This window comes from Pseudomonas thermotolerans DSM 14292 (assembly GCF_000364625.1).
In the GTDB taxonomy this organism is placed as follows: Bacteria; Pseudomonadota; Gammaproteobacteria; order Pseudomonadales; family Pseudomonadaceae; genus Aquipseudomonas; species Aquipseudomonas thermotolerans.
In genome coordinates, this window is sequence record NZ_KB822599.1 from 56683 (window position 1) to 69138 (window position 12456).

General features: G+C 66.9%; 13 protein-coding genes. 10 read left to right on the top strand and 3 right to left on the bottom strand.

What is annotated here, in order from left to right:
* Position 1: 1 nt before the first annotated feature.
* Positions 2–1033 (bottom strand): TRAP transporter substrate-binding protein, encoded by a 1032-nt coding sequence (locus H165_RS0100270; RefSeq protein ID WP_017936884.1) that lies wholly within the window; start codon positions 1031–1033, stop codon positions 2–4.
* Between the two features lie 293 nt (positions 1034–1326).
* Between H165_RS0100270 and H165_RS0100275 the strand changes: the two genes are divergently transcribed.
* On the top strand, positions 1327–2592 hold the full coding sequence (locus H165_RS0100275; protein ID WP_017936885.1) for an OprD family porin: 1266 nt from the start codon (positions 1327–1329) through the stop codon (positions 2590–2592).
* A gap of 6 nt (positions 2593–2598) precedes the next feature.
* Here the strand turns inward: H165_RS0100275 and hpaA are convergent, their stop codons facing one another.
* Entirely contained in the window at positions 2599–3504 is a 906-nt protein-coding gene (hpaA, locus tag H165_RS0100280; protein WP_017936886.1) for a 4-hydroxyphenylacetate catabolism regulatory protein HpaA, read from the bottom strand.
* A gap of 77 nt (positions 3505–3581) precedes the next feature.
* The gene (hpaR, locus tag H165_RS0100285; RefSeq protein WP_026146243.1) at positions 3582–4004 is read right to left on the bottom strand and encodes a homoprotocatechuate degradation operon regulator HpaR; all 423 of its coding nucleotides are present in this window, start codon (positions 4002–4004) and stop codon (positions 3582–3584) included.
* A 314-nt stretch (positions 4005–4318) separates the two neighbouring features.
* Between hpaR and H165_RS0100290 the strand changes: the two genes are divergently transcribed.
* From H165_RS0100290 to H165_RS18140, 9 genes are all read left to right on the top strand, one after another.
* A complete protein-coding gene (locus H165_RS0100290) occupies positions 4319–4966 on the top strand; it encodes a fumarylacetoacetate hydrolase family protein (RefSeq protein WP_017936888.1) in 648 nt (215 codons plus the stop codon).
* A gap of 10 nt (positions 4967–4976) precedes the next feature.
* On the top strand, positions 4977–5741 hold the full coding sequence (locus H165_RS0100295) for a fumarylacetoacetate hydrolase family protein (RefSeq protein WP_017936889.1): 765 nt from the start codon (positions 4977–4979) through the stop codon (positions 5739–5741).
* A 21-nt stretch (positions 5742–5762) separates the two neighbouring features.
* A complete protein-coding gene (gene hpaE, locus H165_RS0100300) occupies positions 5763–7223 on the top strand; it encodes a 5-carboxymethyl-2-hydroxymuconate semialdehyde dehydrogenase (RefSeq protein ID WP_017936890.1) in 1461 nt (486 codons plus the stop codon).
* A gap of 112 nt (positions 7224–7335) precedes the next feature.
* On the top strand, positions 7336–8250 hold the full coding sequence (gene hpaD / locus H165_RS0100305; RefSeq protein ID WP_017936891.1) for a 3,4-dihydroxyphenylacetate 2,3-dioxygenase: 915 nt from the start codon (positions 7336–7338) through the stop codon (positions 8248–8250).
* 13 nt (positions 8251–8263) lie between these two features.
* Entirely contained in the window at positions 8264–8674 is a 411-nt protein-coding gene (locus H165_RS0100310; RefSeq protein WP_017936892.1) for a 5-carboxymethyl-2-hydroxymuconate Delta-isomerase, read from the top strand.
* 2 nt (positions 8675–8676) lie between these two features.
* Positions 8677–9480: a 2-oxo-hept-4-ene-1,7-dioate hydratase gene (hpaH, locus tag H165_RS0100315; protein WP_017936893.1), complete on the top strand. Its 804-nt coding sequence runs from the start codon at positions 8677–8679 to the stop codon at positions 9478–9480.
* A 55-nt stretch (positions 9481–9535) separates the two neighbouring features.
* Complete coding sequence (gene hpaI / locus H165_RS0100320) at positions 9536–10342, top strand: 4-hydroxy-2-oxoheptanedioate aldolase (RefSeq protein WP_017936894.1); 807 nt, start codon at positions 9536–9538, stop codon at positions 10340–10342.
* Between the two features lie 23 nt (positions 10343–10365).
* Positions 10366–11826 (top strand): NAD-dependent succinate-semialdehyde dehydrogenase, encoded by a 1461-nt coding sequence (locus H165_RS0100325; RefSeq protein ID WP_017936895.1) that lies wholly within the window; start codon positions 10366–10368, stop codon positions 11824–11826.
* Between the two features lie 119 nt (positions 11827–11945).
* Entirely contained in the window at positions 11946–12422 is a 477-nt protein-coding gene (locus H165_RS18140) for a GlcG/HbpS family heme-binding protein (RefSeq protein WP_017936896.1), read from the top strand.
* The last annotated feature ends 34 nt before the right edge of the window (positions 12423–12456 follow it).

The following is a 12456-nucleotide window of genomic DNA, read 5'->3' on the forward strand; positions in this document are numbered from 1 at the left end:
ATTAGAGCTCCGTGCCGGCCAGGGCGCGCACGCCGTCGATCAGAGCCTGGCCATCAAGCCCCTTCTGATTGGCCTCCTTGATCCACTGCTCCACCACGCCGGCAGTGGCCGCGCGCATCCGTGCGTACTCGGCTGCCTCGATCGGCACCAGGCCGCCTTCCGGAGTGGCCTTGCTGGCACTGTCCATGACCTTGTCCCAGGACGCCGCGAAGCGTTCCGAAAGCGCCTTGCCGCTGTTGCGCTCGATGATTTCCTGGAGATCCTTGGGCAGACTGTCGAACTTGCGCTGGTTCATCAGCATGGCCAGCACGGTGTAGCCGAAGGCCGGCTGCCCGGCAGGCGGAACGCTGTGGTAGCGGGTGACTTCGTCCAGCTTGGTACCTGGCACCACTTCCCAGGTGGCCAGCGCGCCATCCACCACGCCCTTGGAGATCGCCTCGGTCATCTGCGCCGGCGGCATGCTCACCGGGGTGGCGCCCAGGCTCTCGATGATGCTCGCCGCGGCGCGGCTTGAGGCGCGCAGCTTGAGACCCTTCAGATCCTCCAGGGTGCGCACCGGGGTACCGCGGGTGTGCGGGACCATGCCACCGTCGCCGTGCACCACCAGCACCTTGTAGCCCTTGAAGTCGTCATGGGCGTAACGCTCGTAGTAGTCCCAGACGATGGCGTTGCCGGCCGCGCCGCCGTAGGGCAGGACGAAGGGCAGCTCCAGGGCCTCGACGCGCGGGAACTTGCCGGGGGAATAGGACGGCCCAGTCCAGACGATGTCGGCCACTCCGTTGCGCACCATGTCGGCCAGCTTGGCCGGGGTGCCGCCCAGCTGCATCGAGGGATAGAGCTGGCACTTGAGACGGTCGCCCGATTCCTGGCGAAGCTGCTCGCACCAAGGCTCGATGACGTTGACCTGGGCGTTGGACGTGGAAGGCAAGAAGTGCGCGACCTTGAGGGTAACGGTTTCGGCATGCGCCGCCGCCGACTGGAGCACCGCGCCGGCCAGGGCCAGGCACAGGGCAGGGATTCGAAGCGTATTCATGGGAGGGGCTCCGCGTTGTTGTTGTAGTTGCATCAAAATATTAACAAATTAACTTTTTCGCAAGCACTGTCAACCGCCACCAAGGTATGCCTCCTGACAGGCCGTCCAGCACGCCCCAAAAAACTCTTTTAAATACAAAGACTTATCAGACAACAAAAACCACATGCCGAGCCCAAGGCGGGGAGAGGCCGACCGTCGCTTTCGCCAGGATATTGTTAACAAGTTAATGTTGTGTCTAGATAATTGGCTCCCCCGCGCGGGGAGACCAACCAACACACCAGGAAACAAGAACAATGACCAAATCCTCACGCACCGCCCTGGCACTCGCCGGACCACTCTGCATCGCCAGCACCTTCAGCAGCTCCGCGCTGGCCGACCTGATTGGCGACTCCAAGGCCAGCCTCGAGGCCCGCAACATGTACCTGAGCCGGGACTTTCGCCAGCACGGCGCTCCGCAGGCGAAGGCCGAAGAGTGGGCCCAGGGCTTCACGCTGCGCTTCGAATCCGGCTTCACCGAAGGCACCGTCGGCGTCGGTCTGGACGCCATCGGCCAGGTCGGCCTCAAGCTGGACTCCAGCCGCGACCGCCGCAACACCGGCCTGCTGCCGTTCGGCGCGGACAGCCTGGAGCCGGAGGACGACTACAGCGAGCTGGGCCTGACCGCCAAGCTGCGCGTCTCGAAGAGCGTGCTCAAGGTCGGCACCCTGCAACCGCAGCTGCCGGTAGCCGCCTACAACGACGTGCGCCTGCTGTCCTCCACCTATTCCGGCGGCCTGCTGACCTCCCAGGAAATCGACGGCCTGACCCTGAACCTCGGCCGCCTGGACAAGATCAACCTGCGTGACTCGTCGAGCAACGACGAGATGAACTACGGCGGCGTGGCCAGCGCCCACCTCGACCTGGCCGGCGGTAGCTACGCGCTCACCCCCAACCTGAGCCTCAGCTACTACTACGCCGAGATGGAGGACATCTACCGCCAGCACTTCGTCGGCCTGGTGCACAACGCGACCCTCGGCGAAGGCGTGACGCTGAAGACCGACCTGCGCTTCTTCGACACTGGCGAACACGGCGACCAGCGCTTCCGCAACCCCAATCGGGTCGACGACGGACGGATCGACAACCGCTTCTTCAACGGCATGCTGACCCTCGGCGTGGGTGCCCACAAGTTCGGCCTCGGCTACCAGCGGCTGTCCGGCGACGGCGACTTCGCCTACCCGGGCCTCGATCCCTATTCGATCAACCTGGTGACCTTCAACGTGTTCACCAAGGCCGAGACCGATGCCTGGCAGGTCCGCTACGACTACGACTTCGCCAGCCTGGGAATCCCCGGCCTGAGCTTCATGACCCGCTACGTCAGCGCCAAGGACATCAACACCGCCAGCGTGGAGAACGGTCGTGAGTGGGAACGCGACACCGACCTGGTCTACGTGTTCCAGAGCGGCATGCTGAAGGGCTTCAACGTGCGACTGCGCAACGCCACCTTCCGCTCCGGCGACGGCCTGACCACCGACGTGGACGAGAACCGCATCATCCTCGGCTACACCCTGCCGCTGTTCTGATCGGCGCTAGTCTCCGCGTTCGGCATGACGCTGGCGGTATTCCCCCGGCGTCATGCCGGCATGCCGGGAGAAGAAGCGACTGAAGTAGGCCGGATCCTTGAAGCCCAGCCGGTAGCAGATCTCGTTCACCGAGCCGCCGCCGAACAGCAGCAGGCGCTTGGCCTCCTGCATCAGGCGGGCGAACACCAGGCGCTTGGACGGCATGTCGGCGATGCGTCGGCAGACCTCGTTGAGGCGCGCCTCGGTGACCCCCAGGCGCTTGGCGTATTCGCCGAGCGGCCAGTGCTCGAGGTAGTGCGCCTCGATCTCCATGTTGAAGCGCTGGAAGATGTGAATGTCCTCGCGGCGCGCCGGCTGCGCCGCCAGGGAGCGCGCGGAGAGGCGCAACAGGCTGATGAAGATCAGCCGGGTCAGGCTGGCCAGCGCCGGCTCGCGCCCCGCCCAGGCGGCGGCGAACTCGCGACTCAGCTCGTCGAACAGCAGGTCCAGCCGCGCCACCTCGCCGCGGTACTCCTCCCCCAGCGCCCCCAGCGCCACGCACAGCGGCGCGATGCGCGGCCCCTGGGCCAGGCCGAACGGCCCTTCCAAGAGCGGCCAGACCAGCTGCTGGCGCACGGTCAGCACATGGCCGTCACTGCCCGCCTCGGTGACGAAGGCGTGCGGCACCGTGGGCGGCGTCAGGAAGAACATCGGCCCCTGCTGCAGGTAGCTCTGGTCGTCCAGGTAGACGCGCACCGTGCCGCTCTTCACGTAGTGCACCTGGAAGAAACGGTCGTGGCGATGCACCGGCATGTTGCGGCCGAAGAACTCGGCCAGCTTGCCCAGCGACTCGTAGTGCACGTCCGAGTCGGCGTAGCGCTGGTCGTAGACCTGGCCGATGTTGATGTTGGGGATGGGTTGCGGGCCTGGCATGAACCGCCCTCCGGAACGCTGCGCCGCCGCACGGCGTCTCGGCCTGGCTGCCGGCCGGACGCCCGGGCGCCAGCCGTTCAGGGTTTGATCTGCTTCAGATCGTCGAGCAGGGCCAGCAGTTGATCCAGCTTCTCGGCGCCGAACTGCTCGAGGATGCGCTGGTAGTTGCGCTCCATATCCTCGCTCATCGACACGAAGCACTGCTGCCCTCGCTCGGTCAGCCCGACGTAGACGCGCCGCTGGTCCTGCGGCGAGCGCCAGCGCCGCACCACGCCGTCACGCTCCATGCGCGACAGCACGCCGGTCATGCTCGGCTTGAGGATGCAAGCCTGGCTGGCCAGCTGATGAATCTCCATCTCTCCGCACTGGCGAAGGATACGGATGATCCGCCACTGCTGCTCGGTCAACCCATGCTGATTGAGCGAGGGCCGGAAGAACGCCATAGCCGCTTCGCGCGCTTGCAGCAGAGTGAGGGTCAGAGAGGGGCGGGCAGAAGGCATGTGCGAGCAAGGTCTCCTGGTTGGCATGGATGACGGGCGGAAAAATTAAGCAACATCCGCCGGGCAGACGCAAACCTGGCGATCCTCCGGGGCGGCCCGACAGAGGCCGCGGCCGGGCCCGGGAGAACCCCGGACGGCCGACCGACAGCCGCTGAACGACCGGGTGCGGCAGCCACAGGTAGCGTGCTTGACAATAGTTAACATATTAACCAAAAATGTTTCCATGTTAACGATAATTTTGCCCGGCGCCTCGCGTGCCCCAGGGCAACCGTCGCCATCCGCTGGGTCCACCCAGTTCGCTCCAGGAGCCAAGCATGCGTCGCCCTACTAGCGAAATCGCCACCGGCACTCTGTTCGGTGTCGCCCTGAACTACCAAGGACTGCTGGAAAGCCGTCTGGCCGAGTTCCACCAGCCGCCCTACGTGAAGCCGCCGGTCAAGCCGGTGCTGTTCATCAAGACGCCCAATACTCGCAACGCCGACGGCCAGCCGGTGACCATGCCGGCCGGCGAGCGTCTGCAGCCGGGCCCGGCGCTCGGCGTGGTGATCGGCAGGAGCGCCAGCCGGATCACCGAGGATGAAGCCCTGGCCCACGTGGCTGGCTACCTGATCGTCAACGAATTCAGCCTGCCGGAGGACAGCTACTACCGCCCGGCGGTCAAGGCCAAGTGCCGCGACGGCTTCTGCGCCCTGGGCAGCGAGGTGGTCGAGCTGGCCGACCCGCACGCCCTGGACATCCGCCTGCTGGTCAACGGCGAGCTCCGCCAGGCGAACAGCACCCGCAACCTGGTGCGCAGCATTCCCCGGCTGATCGCCGAAATCAGCGAGTTCATGACCCTGCACGCCGGCGACGTGCTGATCACTGGCACCCCGGAAGGGCGTGTCGACGTTCAGCCTGGCGACGAGGTGGTCGTCGAGATCGACGGCCTGGGCCGCCTGACCAACCGCATCGTGGCGGAGTGAGGAACCACCGATGAAACACGCACGCATCCGCTACCAGAACCAAATCCACGCGGTCACCGTGGAAGCCGACAATGCCGTACGCCTGGCCGATGGCCGGCTGCTCGGCGAACAGGAAGTCGAGTGGCTGCCGCCGGCCACCGGCAGCATGTTCGCCCTCGGCCTCAACTACGCCGACCACGCCGCCGAGCTGGCCTTCAAGGCGCCCACCGAGCCGCTGGTGTTCATCAAGTCGCCGGGCACCTACACCGGCCACAACCAGGTCAGCTGGCGCCCGGACAACGTCGACTACATGCACTACGAGTGCGAGCTGGTGGCGGTGATCGGCAAGCCGGCGCGCAACGTCAAGCGCGAGGAGGCCATGGACTACCTGGCCGGCTACACCGTCTGCAACGACTACGCCATCCGCGACTTCCTGGAGAACTACTACCGGCCCAACCTGCGGGTGAAGAACCGCGACTGCACCACCCCGGTCGGCCCCTGGATCGTGGACGCCGCCGACGTGGCGGATCCCTCGAAGCTGACCCTGCGCACCTGGGTCAACGGCGAGCTGAAACAGGAAGGCAGCACCGCCGACATGATCTTCGACATCCCCTACCTGATCGAATACCTGTCCAGCTTCATGACCCTGCAGCCGGGCGACATGATCGCCACCGGCACGCCCCAGGGCCTGGCCGACGTGCGCCCCGGTGATGAGGTGGTGGTCGAGGTGGAAGGGGTTGGCCGGCTGGTCAACCGCATCGTCAGCGAATCCGAATTCTTTGCCGCGCGCAGCTAATCGAGACAAGAGAGACAAACCATGATCAAGCACTGGATCAACGGCCAGGAAGTCGAAAGCCAGGAAACCTTCACCAACTACAACCCGGCCACCGGCGAAGCCATCGGCGAGGTGGCCAGCGGTGGCGAGAAGGAAATCGCCATGGCCGTGGCCGCGGCCAAGGAAGCCTTCCCGAAATGGGCCAACACCCCGGCCAAGGAGCGCGCCCGCCTGATGCGCAAGCTGGGTGAGCTGATCGACCAGAACGTGCCCAAGCTGGCCGAGCTGGAAACCCTGGACACCGGCCTGCCGATCCATCAGACCCGCAACGTGCTGATCCCCCGCGCCTCGCACAACTTCGAATTCTTCGCCGAGGTCTGCACCCGCATGGACGGCCACACCTACCCGGTGGACGACCAGATGCTCAACTACACCCTGTACCAGCCGGTGGGGGTCTGCGCCCTGGTCTCGCCGTGGAACGTGCCGTTCATGACCGCCACCTGGAAGACCGCGCCCTGCCTGGCCCTGGGCAACACCGCGGTGCTGAAGATGAGCGAGCTGTCGCCGCTGACCGCCAACGAGCTGGGCCGCCTGGCCATGGAAGCCGGCATCCCGGCCGGCGTGCTCAACGTGGTGCAGGGCTACGGCGCCACCGCCGGCGATGCGCTGGTCCGCCATCCCGACGTGCGCGCCATCTCCTTCACCGGCGGCACCGTCACCGGGCGCAAGATCATGCAGGCCGGCGGCCTGAAGAAGTACTCCATGGAGCTGGGCGGCAAGAGCCCGGTGCTGATCTTCGACGACGCCGACCTGGGCCGCGCCCTGGACGCCGCGCTGTTCACCATCTTCTCCCTGAACGGTGAACGCTGCACCGCCGGCAGCCGCATCTTCATCCAGGAGAGCGTCTACGACCAGTTCGTCGCCGAGTTCGCCGCCCGCGCCAAGCGCCTGATCGTCGGCGACCCCACCGATCCCAAGACCCAGGTCGGCTCGATGATCACCAAGGCCCACTACGACAAGGTCACCGGCTACATCAAGCTGGGCATCGAGGAAGGCGCCGAGCTGCTGGCCGGCGGCCTGGAGCGTCCGGCCGGTCTGCCCGAGCACCTGTCCAAGGGCCAGTTCATCCAGCCCACGGTGTTCGCCAACGTGGACAACCGCATGCGCATCGCCCAGGAAGAGATCTTCGGCCCGGTGGTCTGCCTGATGAAATTCAAGGACGAGGCGGAAGCCTTGCGCCTGGCCAACGACACCGAATACGGTCTGGCCTCCTACATCTGGACCCAGGACATCGGCAAGGCACACCGTCTGGCCCGCGGCATCGAGGCCGGCATGGTGTTCATCAACAGCCAGAACGTTCGCGACCTGCGTCAGCCGTTCGGCGGCATGAAGAGCTCGGGCACCGGACGCGAAGGCGGCCACTACAGCTTCGAGGTCTTCACCGAAGTGAAGAACGTCTGCATCTCCATGGGCAGCCACCACATCCCGCGCTGGGGGCTGTAACCGATAAGGCCCCTTTCGCGCCGCGGAAGGGGCCAAAGCCGGGAATCGCCGGGCGTGCGCAGACAATCACAAGATCACCCAGGCCCGCCGCGGCCTTGAACGGAGAATCACCATGGGCAAACTCGCACTGGCTGCCAAAATCACTCACGTCCCGTCCATGTACCTGAGCGAGCTACCTGGCCCGCGCCAGGGTTTCCGCCAGGAAGCCATCGACGGCCACATCGAGATCGGCCGCCGCTGCCGCGAACTGGGCGTGGACACCATCGTGGTGTTCGACACCCACTGGCTGGTCAACGCCGGCTACCACGTCAACTGCGCGCCGCACTTCAAGGGCCTGTACACCAGCAACGAACTGCCGCACTTCATCAGCAACATGGCGTTCGAGTTCCCCGGCAACCCCGCGCTGGGCAAGCTGCTGGCCGCCGCCGCCACCGAGCTGGGCGTGGAAACCCTGGCCCATGACGCCACTTCCCTGGCCCCGGAATACGGCACCCTGGTGCCGATGCGCTACATGAACCAGGACCAGCACTTCAAGGTGATCTCGGTCTCGGCGCTGTGTACCTCCCACTACCTGAACGACAGCGTGCGGCTCGGCTGGGCCATGCGCAAGGCAGTGGAAGAGCACTACGACGGCACCGTGGCCTTCCTCGCCAGCGGTTCCCTGTCCCACCGCTTCGCCCAGAACGGCCAGGCCCCGGAATTCGCCACCAAAATCTGGAGCCCCTTCCTCGAGCGCCTCGACCGGCAGGTGATCGAGATGTGGCAGAACGGCGAATGGCAGGACTTCTGCGCCATGCTCCCGGAATACGCGGTCAAGGGCCACGGCGAAGGCTTCATGCACGACACCGCCATGCTGCTGGGCGCCCTGGGCTGGAGCAACTACGACGCCAAGGTGGAGGTGATCACCCCCTACTTCGGCGCCTCCGGCACCGGCCAGATCAATGCCCTGTTCCCGGTCACCCCTCAGGCTGACTGCAGCGTACTCCCGCCCGCCCAGGCTTCCGCCGTCGCCGGCAGCCGTCTCTGAGGAAGCACCGACCATGCCCCATCTGGTTTTGCTCTATACCCCCGACGTCGAGCGGGATGTGGACATCAGCCGCCTGTGCCGGGCACTGGCGGACTGCATGCTGGAACAGCGCGACGAGAACGGCAGGGCGGCATTCCCCACCGGCGGCACCCGCGTGCTGGCCTACCCGGCGGCGCACTGCGCGGTGGCCGACGGCAAGGGCGACTACGGCTTCCTCTATGCCAACCTGCGCATGGGGGCTGGGCGTAGCCAGCTGGTGCACAAACAGGTCGGCGACAGCCTGCTGAAGGTTCTGCGCGAGCACCTCGACGCCCTGCTCGCGCAGCGCCCGGTGGGCGTCACCCTGCAGATCGACGAAAGCCCCGGTCAGGTCTACGACGCCAAGCACAGTTCCCTGCACCCGCTTTTCAACAAGGCACCCTGAACATGCTCGACGCATCCATCATCCAACAGGCCGCGGCGCGTCTGGACGTCGCCGAACGCACCCGCCAGCAGATCCGCCAGTTCTCCCTGGACTACCCGGAAATCGACATCGACGACGCCTATGCCATCCAGCGCGCCTGGGTAGCCCAGAAGATCCGCGACGGGCGCAAGCTGGTCGGCCACAAGATCGGCCTGACCTCGCGCGCCATGCAGGTCTCCTCGAACATCACCGAGCCGGACTACGGCGCCCTGCTGGACGACATGTTCTTCGAGGAAGGCAGCGACATCCCCTTCCAGCGCTTCATCGTGCCGCGCGTCGAGGTGGAGCTGGCCTTCATCCTCGGCAAGCCGCTGAAGGGCCCCAACGTGACCCTGTTCGACGTGCTCGAGGCCACCGAATGGGTGATCCCGGCCCTGGAGATCATCGACGCGCGCATCCAGCAGATCGACCCGGACACCCAGGTTACCCGCAAGGTGTTCGACACCATCTCCGACAACGCCGCCAACGCCGGCGTGGTCATGGGCGGGCGCGCGGTACGTCCCACCGACATCGACCTGCGCCGCGTCGCCGCGGTGCTCTACCGCAACGGCGTGATCGAGGAGTCCGGCGTCTCCGCCGCGGTGCTCAATCACCCGGCCAAGGGCGTCGCCTGGCTGGCCAACAAGCTGGCCCCCTACGACGTCACCCTGGAAGCCGGGCAGATCATCCTCGGCGGCTCCTTCACCCGCCCGGTGGCCGCCCGCCCCGGCGACACCTTCCACGTCGACTACGACCAGCTCGGCTGCATCGCCTGCCGCTTCGTCTGAGTCCCGCGCGGCGGATTCCCGGCCCGGAGTCCGCCGCACCGCGCAGGAGCCCACCATGGACATGCCCATCAACACCTTCAAACAGCGCCTGCAAGCCGGCGAGCCGCTGATCGGCCTGTGGCTCGGCCTGGCCGATCCCTACTGCGCCGAGCTGGCCGCCAACGCCGGCTTCGACTGGCTGCTGATCGACGGCGAGCACGCCCCCAACGACCTGCGCGGCATGCTCGGCCAGCTGCAGGCCATCGCCCCCTACCCCAGCCAGGCGGTGATCCGCCCGGTAATCGGCGACACCGCGCTGATCAAGCAACTGCTCGACATCGGCGCGCAGACCCTGCTGGTGCCCATGGTGGAAAGTGCCGCCCAGGCCCGCGAGCTGGCCCGCGCCATGCGCTATCCACCACAGGGCATCCGCGGGGTGGGCAGCGCCCTGGCCCGCGCCTCGCGCTGGAACAGCATCCCCGGCTACCTGGACAAGGCCGACGAACAGATGTGCCTGCTGGTGCAGATCGAGAACCTCACCGGTCTGGCCAACCTGGACGAGATACTCGCGGTGGACGGCGTCGACGGCGTGTTCATCGGTCCGGCCGACCTCAGCGCGGCCATGGGCCACCGCGGCAACCCCGGGCATCCCGAGGTGCAGGCCGCCATCGAGGACGCCATAGTGCGCATCGGCAAGGCCGGCAAGGCCGCCGGCATTCTCAGCGCCGACCAGCAGCTGGCCCGCCGCTACCTGGAGCTCGGTGCCCGCTTCGTCGCCGTGGGCGTCGACACCACCATCCTGATGCGCGGCCTGCAGAGCCTGGCGGCGGCCTTCAAGGGCAATGCCCAGGAAGCCCCGGCCAGCGGCGGCAGCGTCTACTGATCCATCGACCAAAAGAGAACGCCATGCAACTCAGCGATCCGTCCCTGCTGCACGAGCAGGCCTATATCGACGGCCAGTGGCTGGAGGCCGACGACGGCGCGCGCTTCGTCGTCAGCAACCCGGCCAACGGCGAGCCCATCGCCCGGGTGGCCGACCTCGGCCGGGCAGAGACCGCACGGGCCATCGCCGCCGCCAGGGCCGCCCTGCCCGCCTGGAGCGCCATGACCGCCAAGGAGCGCAGCGCCATCCTGCGCCGCTGGTACGAACTGATCATGGCCAACCGCGAGGATCTGGCTCGCCTGCTCAGCTGGGAACAGGGCAAGCCCCTGGCGGAGAGCCGCGGCGAGATCGCCTATGGCGCCAGCTTCATCGAATGGTTCGCCGAGGAGGCCAAGCGGATCTATGGCGACCTCATTCCCACCGACCGGCAGAGCCGCCGCCTGGTGGTGCTCAAGCAGCCCATCGGCGTGGTGGCCGCCATCACCCCCTGGAACTTCCCCAATGCCATGATCACCCGCAAGGTGGGCCCGGCCCTGGCCGCCGGCTGCAGCGTGGTGCTCAAGCCGGCTCCGGAAACCCCGCTGTCGGCCCTAGCCCTGGCCGCGCTGGGCGAGCGCGCCGGCCTGCCGGCCGGGGTGCTGAACGTCGTCACCGGTACCGATGCCCAGGCCATCGGCGGAGAGCTGACCCGCAACCCGGAGGTGCGCAAGCTGTCCTTCACCGGCTCCACCGCGGTCGGCAAGCTGCTCATGGCGCAGTGCGCCGAGACCGTCAAGAAGGTCAGCCTGGAGCTGGGCGGCAACGCCCCCTTCATCGTCTTCGCGGACGCCGACCTGGATGCCGCAGTGCAGGGCGCCCTGGCCTCCAAGTTCCGCAACAGCGGGCAGACCTGCGTGTGCACCAACCGCCTGCTGGTCCAGGACGGCATCTACGAGGCTTTCACCCAGCGCCTGGTCGCCGCGGTGCAGGCCCTCAAGGTCGCCCCGGCTGAGGACGAGGAGGCCCAGCAGGGGCCGCTCATCAATGCCCGGGCGGTGGCCAAGGTGGAAGCCCATATCGCCGATGCCCTGGACAAGGGGGCCAAACTGCTGAGCGGAGGCAAACCCCATGCTCTGGGCGGCAATTTCTTCGAACCCACCGTGCTCGGCGAGGTGACCCCGCAGATGCGGGTGGCCCGCGAGGAGACCTTCGGCCCCCTGGCTCCGGTGTTCCGCTTCAGCAGCGAAGCCGAGGCCATCGCCATGGCCAACGACAGCGAGTTCGGTCTGGCCGCCTATGTCTACACCCGCGACCTGGCCCGCGCATGGCGGGTCAGCGAGGCGCTGGAATACGGCATGGTGGGCCTCAACGAAGGGCTGATCTCCACCGAGCTGGCGCCCTTCGGCGGTATCAAGCAATCCGGCCTGGGCCGCGAGGGCTCCAAGTACGGCATCGACGACTACATCGAACAGAAATACATGTGCCTGGGCCTCGGCAGCGTCTGAGGCCCGGAGCGGCCCTTTCCTCGTTACTCGTTTCAGCCCTACCTCGGGCCTTTTTTATGTCCGGCCCGCCTACCGGCAAGCCGCACTCCCATTCACCGACATCATGACGGAGCCCCAGCATGCATCCCCTTCTTCGTCAGCAAGTCTCCATCAGCCTGCGTCTGGCCATGCACGCCCTGCAGGCCGCCGTGGATGAAGCCGAACGCCAGGGCGTACGCATCAGCATAGTGGTGGTCGATGCCGCCGGCCGACCGATCCATACCGCGCACATGGACGGTGCGCCCCTGCCCTCGCAGGAGATCGCCCTGAACAAAGCGCGCACCGCCGTGGGCTTCGGCCTTCCCACCTCGGCCTGGACGCAACGCCTGGAGCGCTGCTCGGCAGCCGTGCGTCAGGGGCTGCCGCTGCAGCCGGGGCTGGCGCTGTTCGGGGGCGGCAAGCCCTTCCGGCATGCCGGCCAGGTCATCGGCGCCATCGGCGTCTCGGGCGCCTCCGAGGAACTCGACAGGACCTGCGCGCAGGCCGCCGTGGAGCGGGTCGAGACGCTGCTCGCAGCCACGGAGCCACCCTTGGGGGGTTCATCCGACCGGACATGACCTGCCGGCCCCGGTCGCCGGGGGACGACATCAC

Coding starts and splice junctions, on each gene's coding strand:
- H165_RS0100295 (WP_017936889.1), top strand. CDS start 4,977: ATGAAACACGCACGCATCCGCTACCAGAACCAAATCCACGCGGTCACC.
- H165_RS18140 (WP_017936896.1), top strand. CDS start 11,946: ATGCATCCCCTTCTTCGTCAGCAAGTCTCCATCAGCCTGCGTCTGGCC.
- H165_RS0100275 (WP_017936885.1), top strand. CDS start 1,327: ATGACCAAATCCTCACGCACCGCCCTGGCACTCGCCGGACCACTCTGC.
- H165_RS0100325 (WP_017936895.1), top strand. CDS start 10,366: ATGCAACTCAGCGATCCGTCCCTGCTGCACGAGCAGGCCTATATCGAC.
- hpaD (WP_017936891.1), top strand. CDS start 7,336: ATGGGCAAACTCGCACTGGCTGCCAAAATCACTCACGTCCCGTCCATG.
- hpaI (WP_017936894.1), top strand. CDS start 9,536: ATGGACATGCCCATCAACACCTTCAAACAGCGCCTGCAAGCCGGCGAG.
- H165_RS0100290 (WP_017936888.1), top strand. CDS start 4,319: ATGCGTCGCCCTACTAGCGAAATCGCCACCGGCACTCTGTTCGGTGTC.
- hpaE (WP_017936890.1), top strand. CDS start 5,763: ATGATCAAGCACTGGATCAACGGCCAGGAAGTCGAAAGCCAGGAAACC.
- H165_RS0100270 (WP_017936884.1), bottom strand. CDS start 1,033: ATGAATACGCTTCGAATCCCTGCCCTGTGCCTGGCCCTGGCCGGCGCG.
- H165_RS0100310 (WP_017936892.1), top strand. CDS start 8,264: ATGCCCCATCTGGTTTTGCTCTATACCCCCGACGTCGAGCGGGATGTG.
- hpaH (WP_017936893.1), top strand. CDS start 8,677: ATGCTCGACGCATCCATCATCCAACAGGCCGCGGCGCGTCTGGACGTC.
- hpaR (WP_026146243.1), bottom strand. CDS start 4,004: ATGCCTTCTGCCCGCCCCTCTCTGACCCTCACTCTGCTGCAAGCGCGC.
- hpaA (WP_017936886.1), bottom strand. CDS start 3,504: ATGCCAGGCCCGCAACCCATCCCCAACATCAACATCGGCCAGGTCTAC.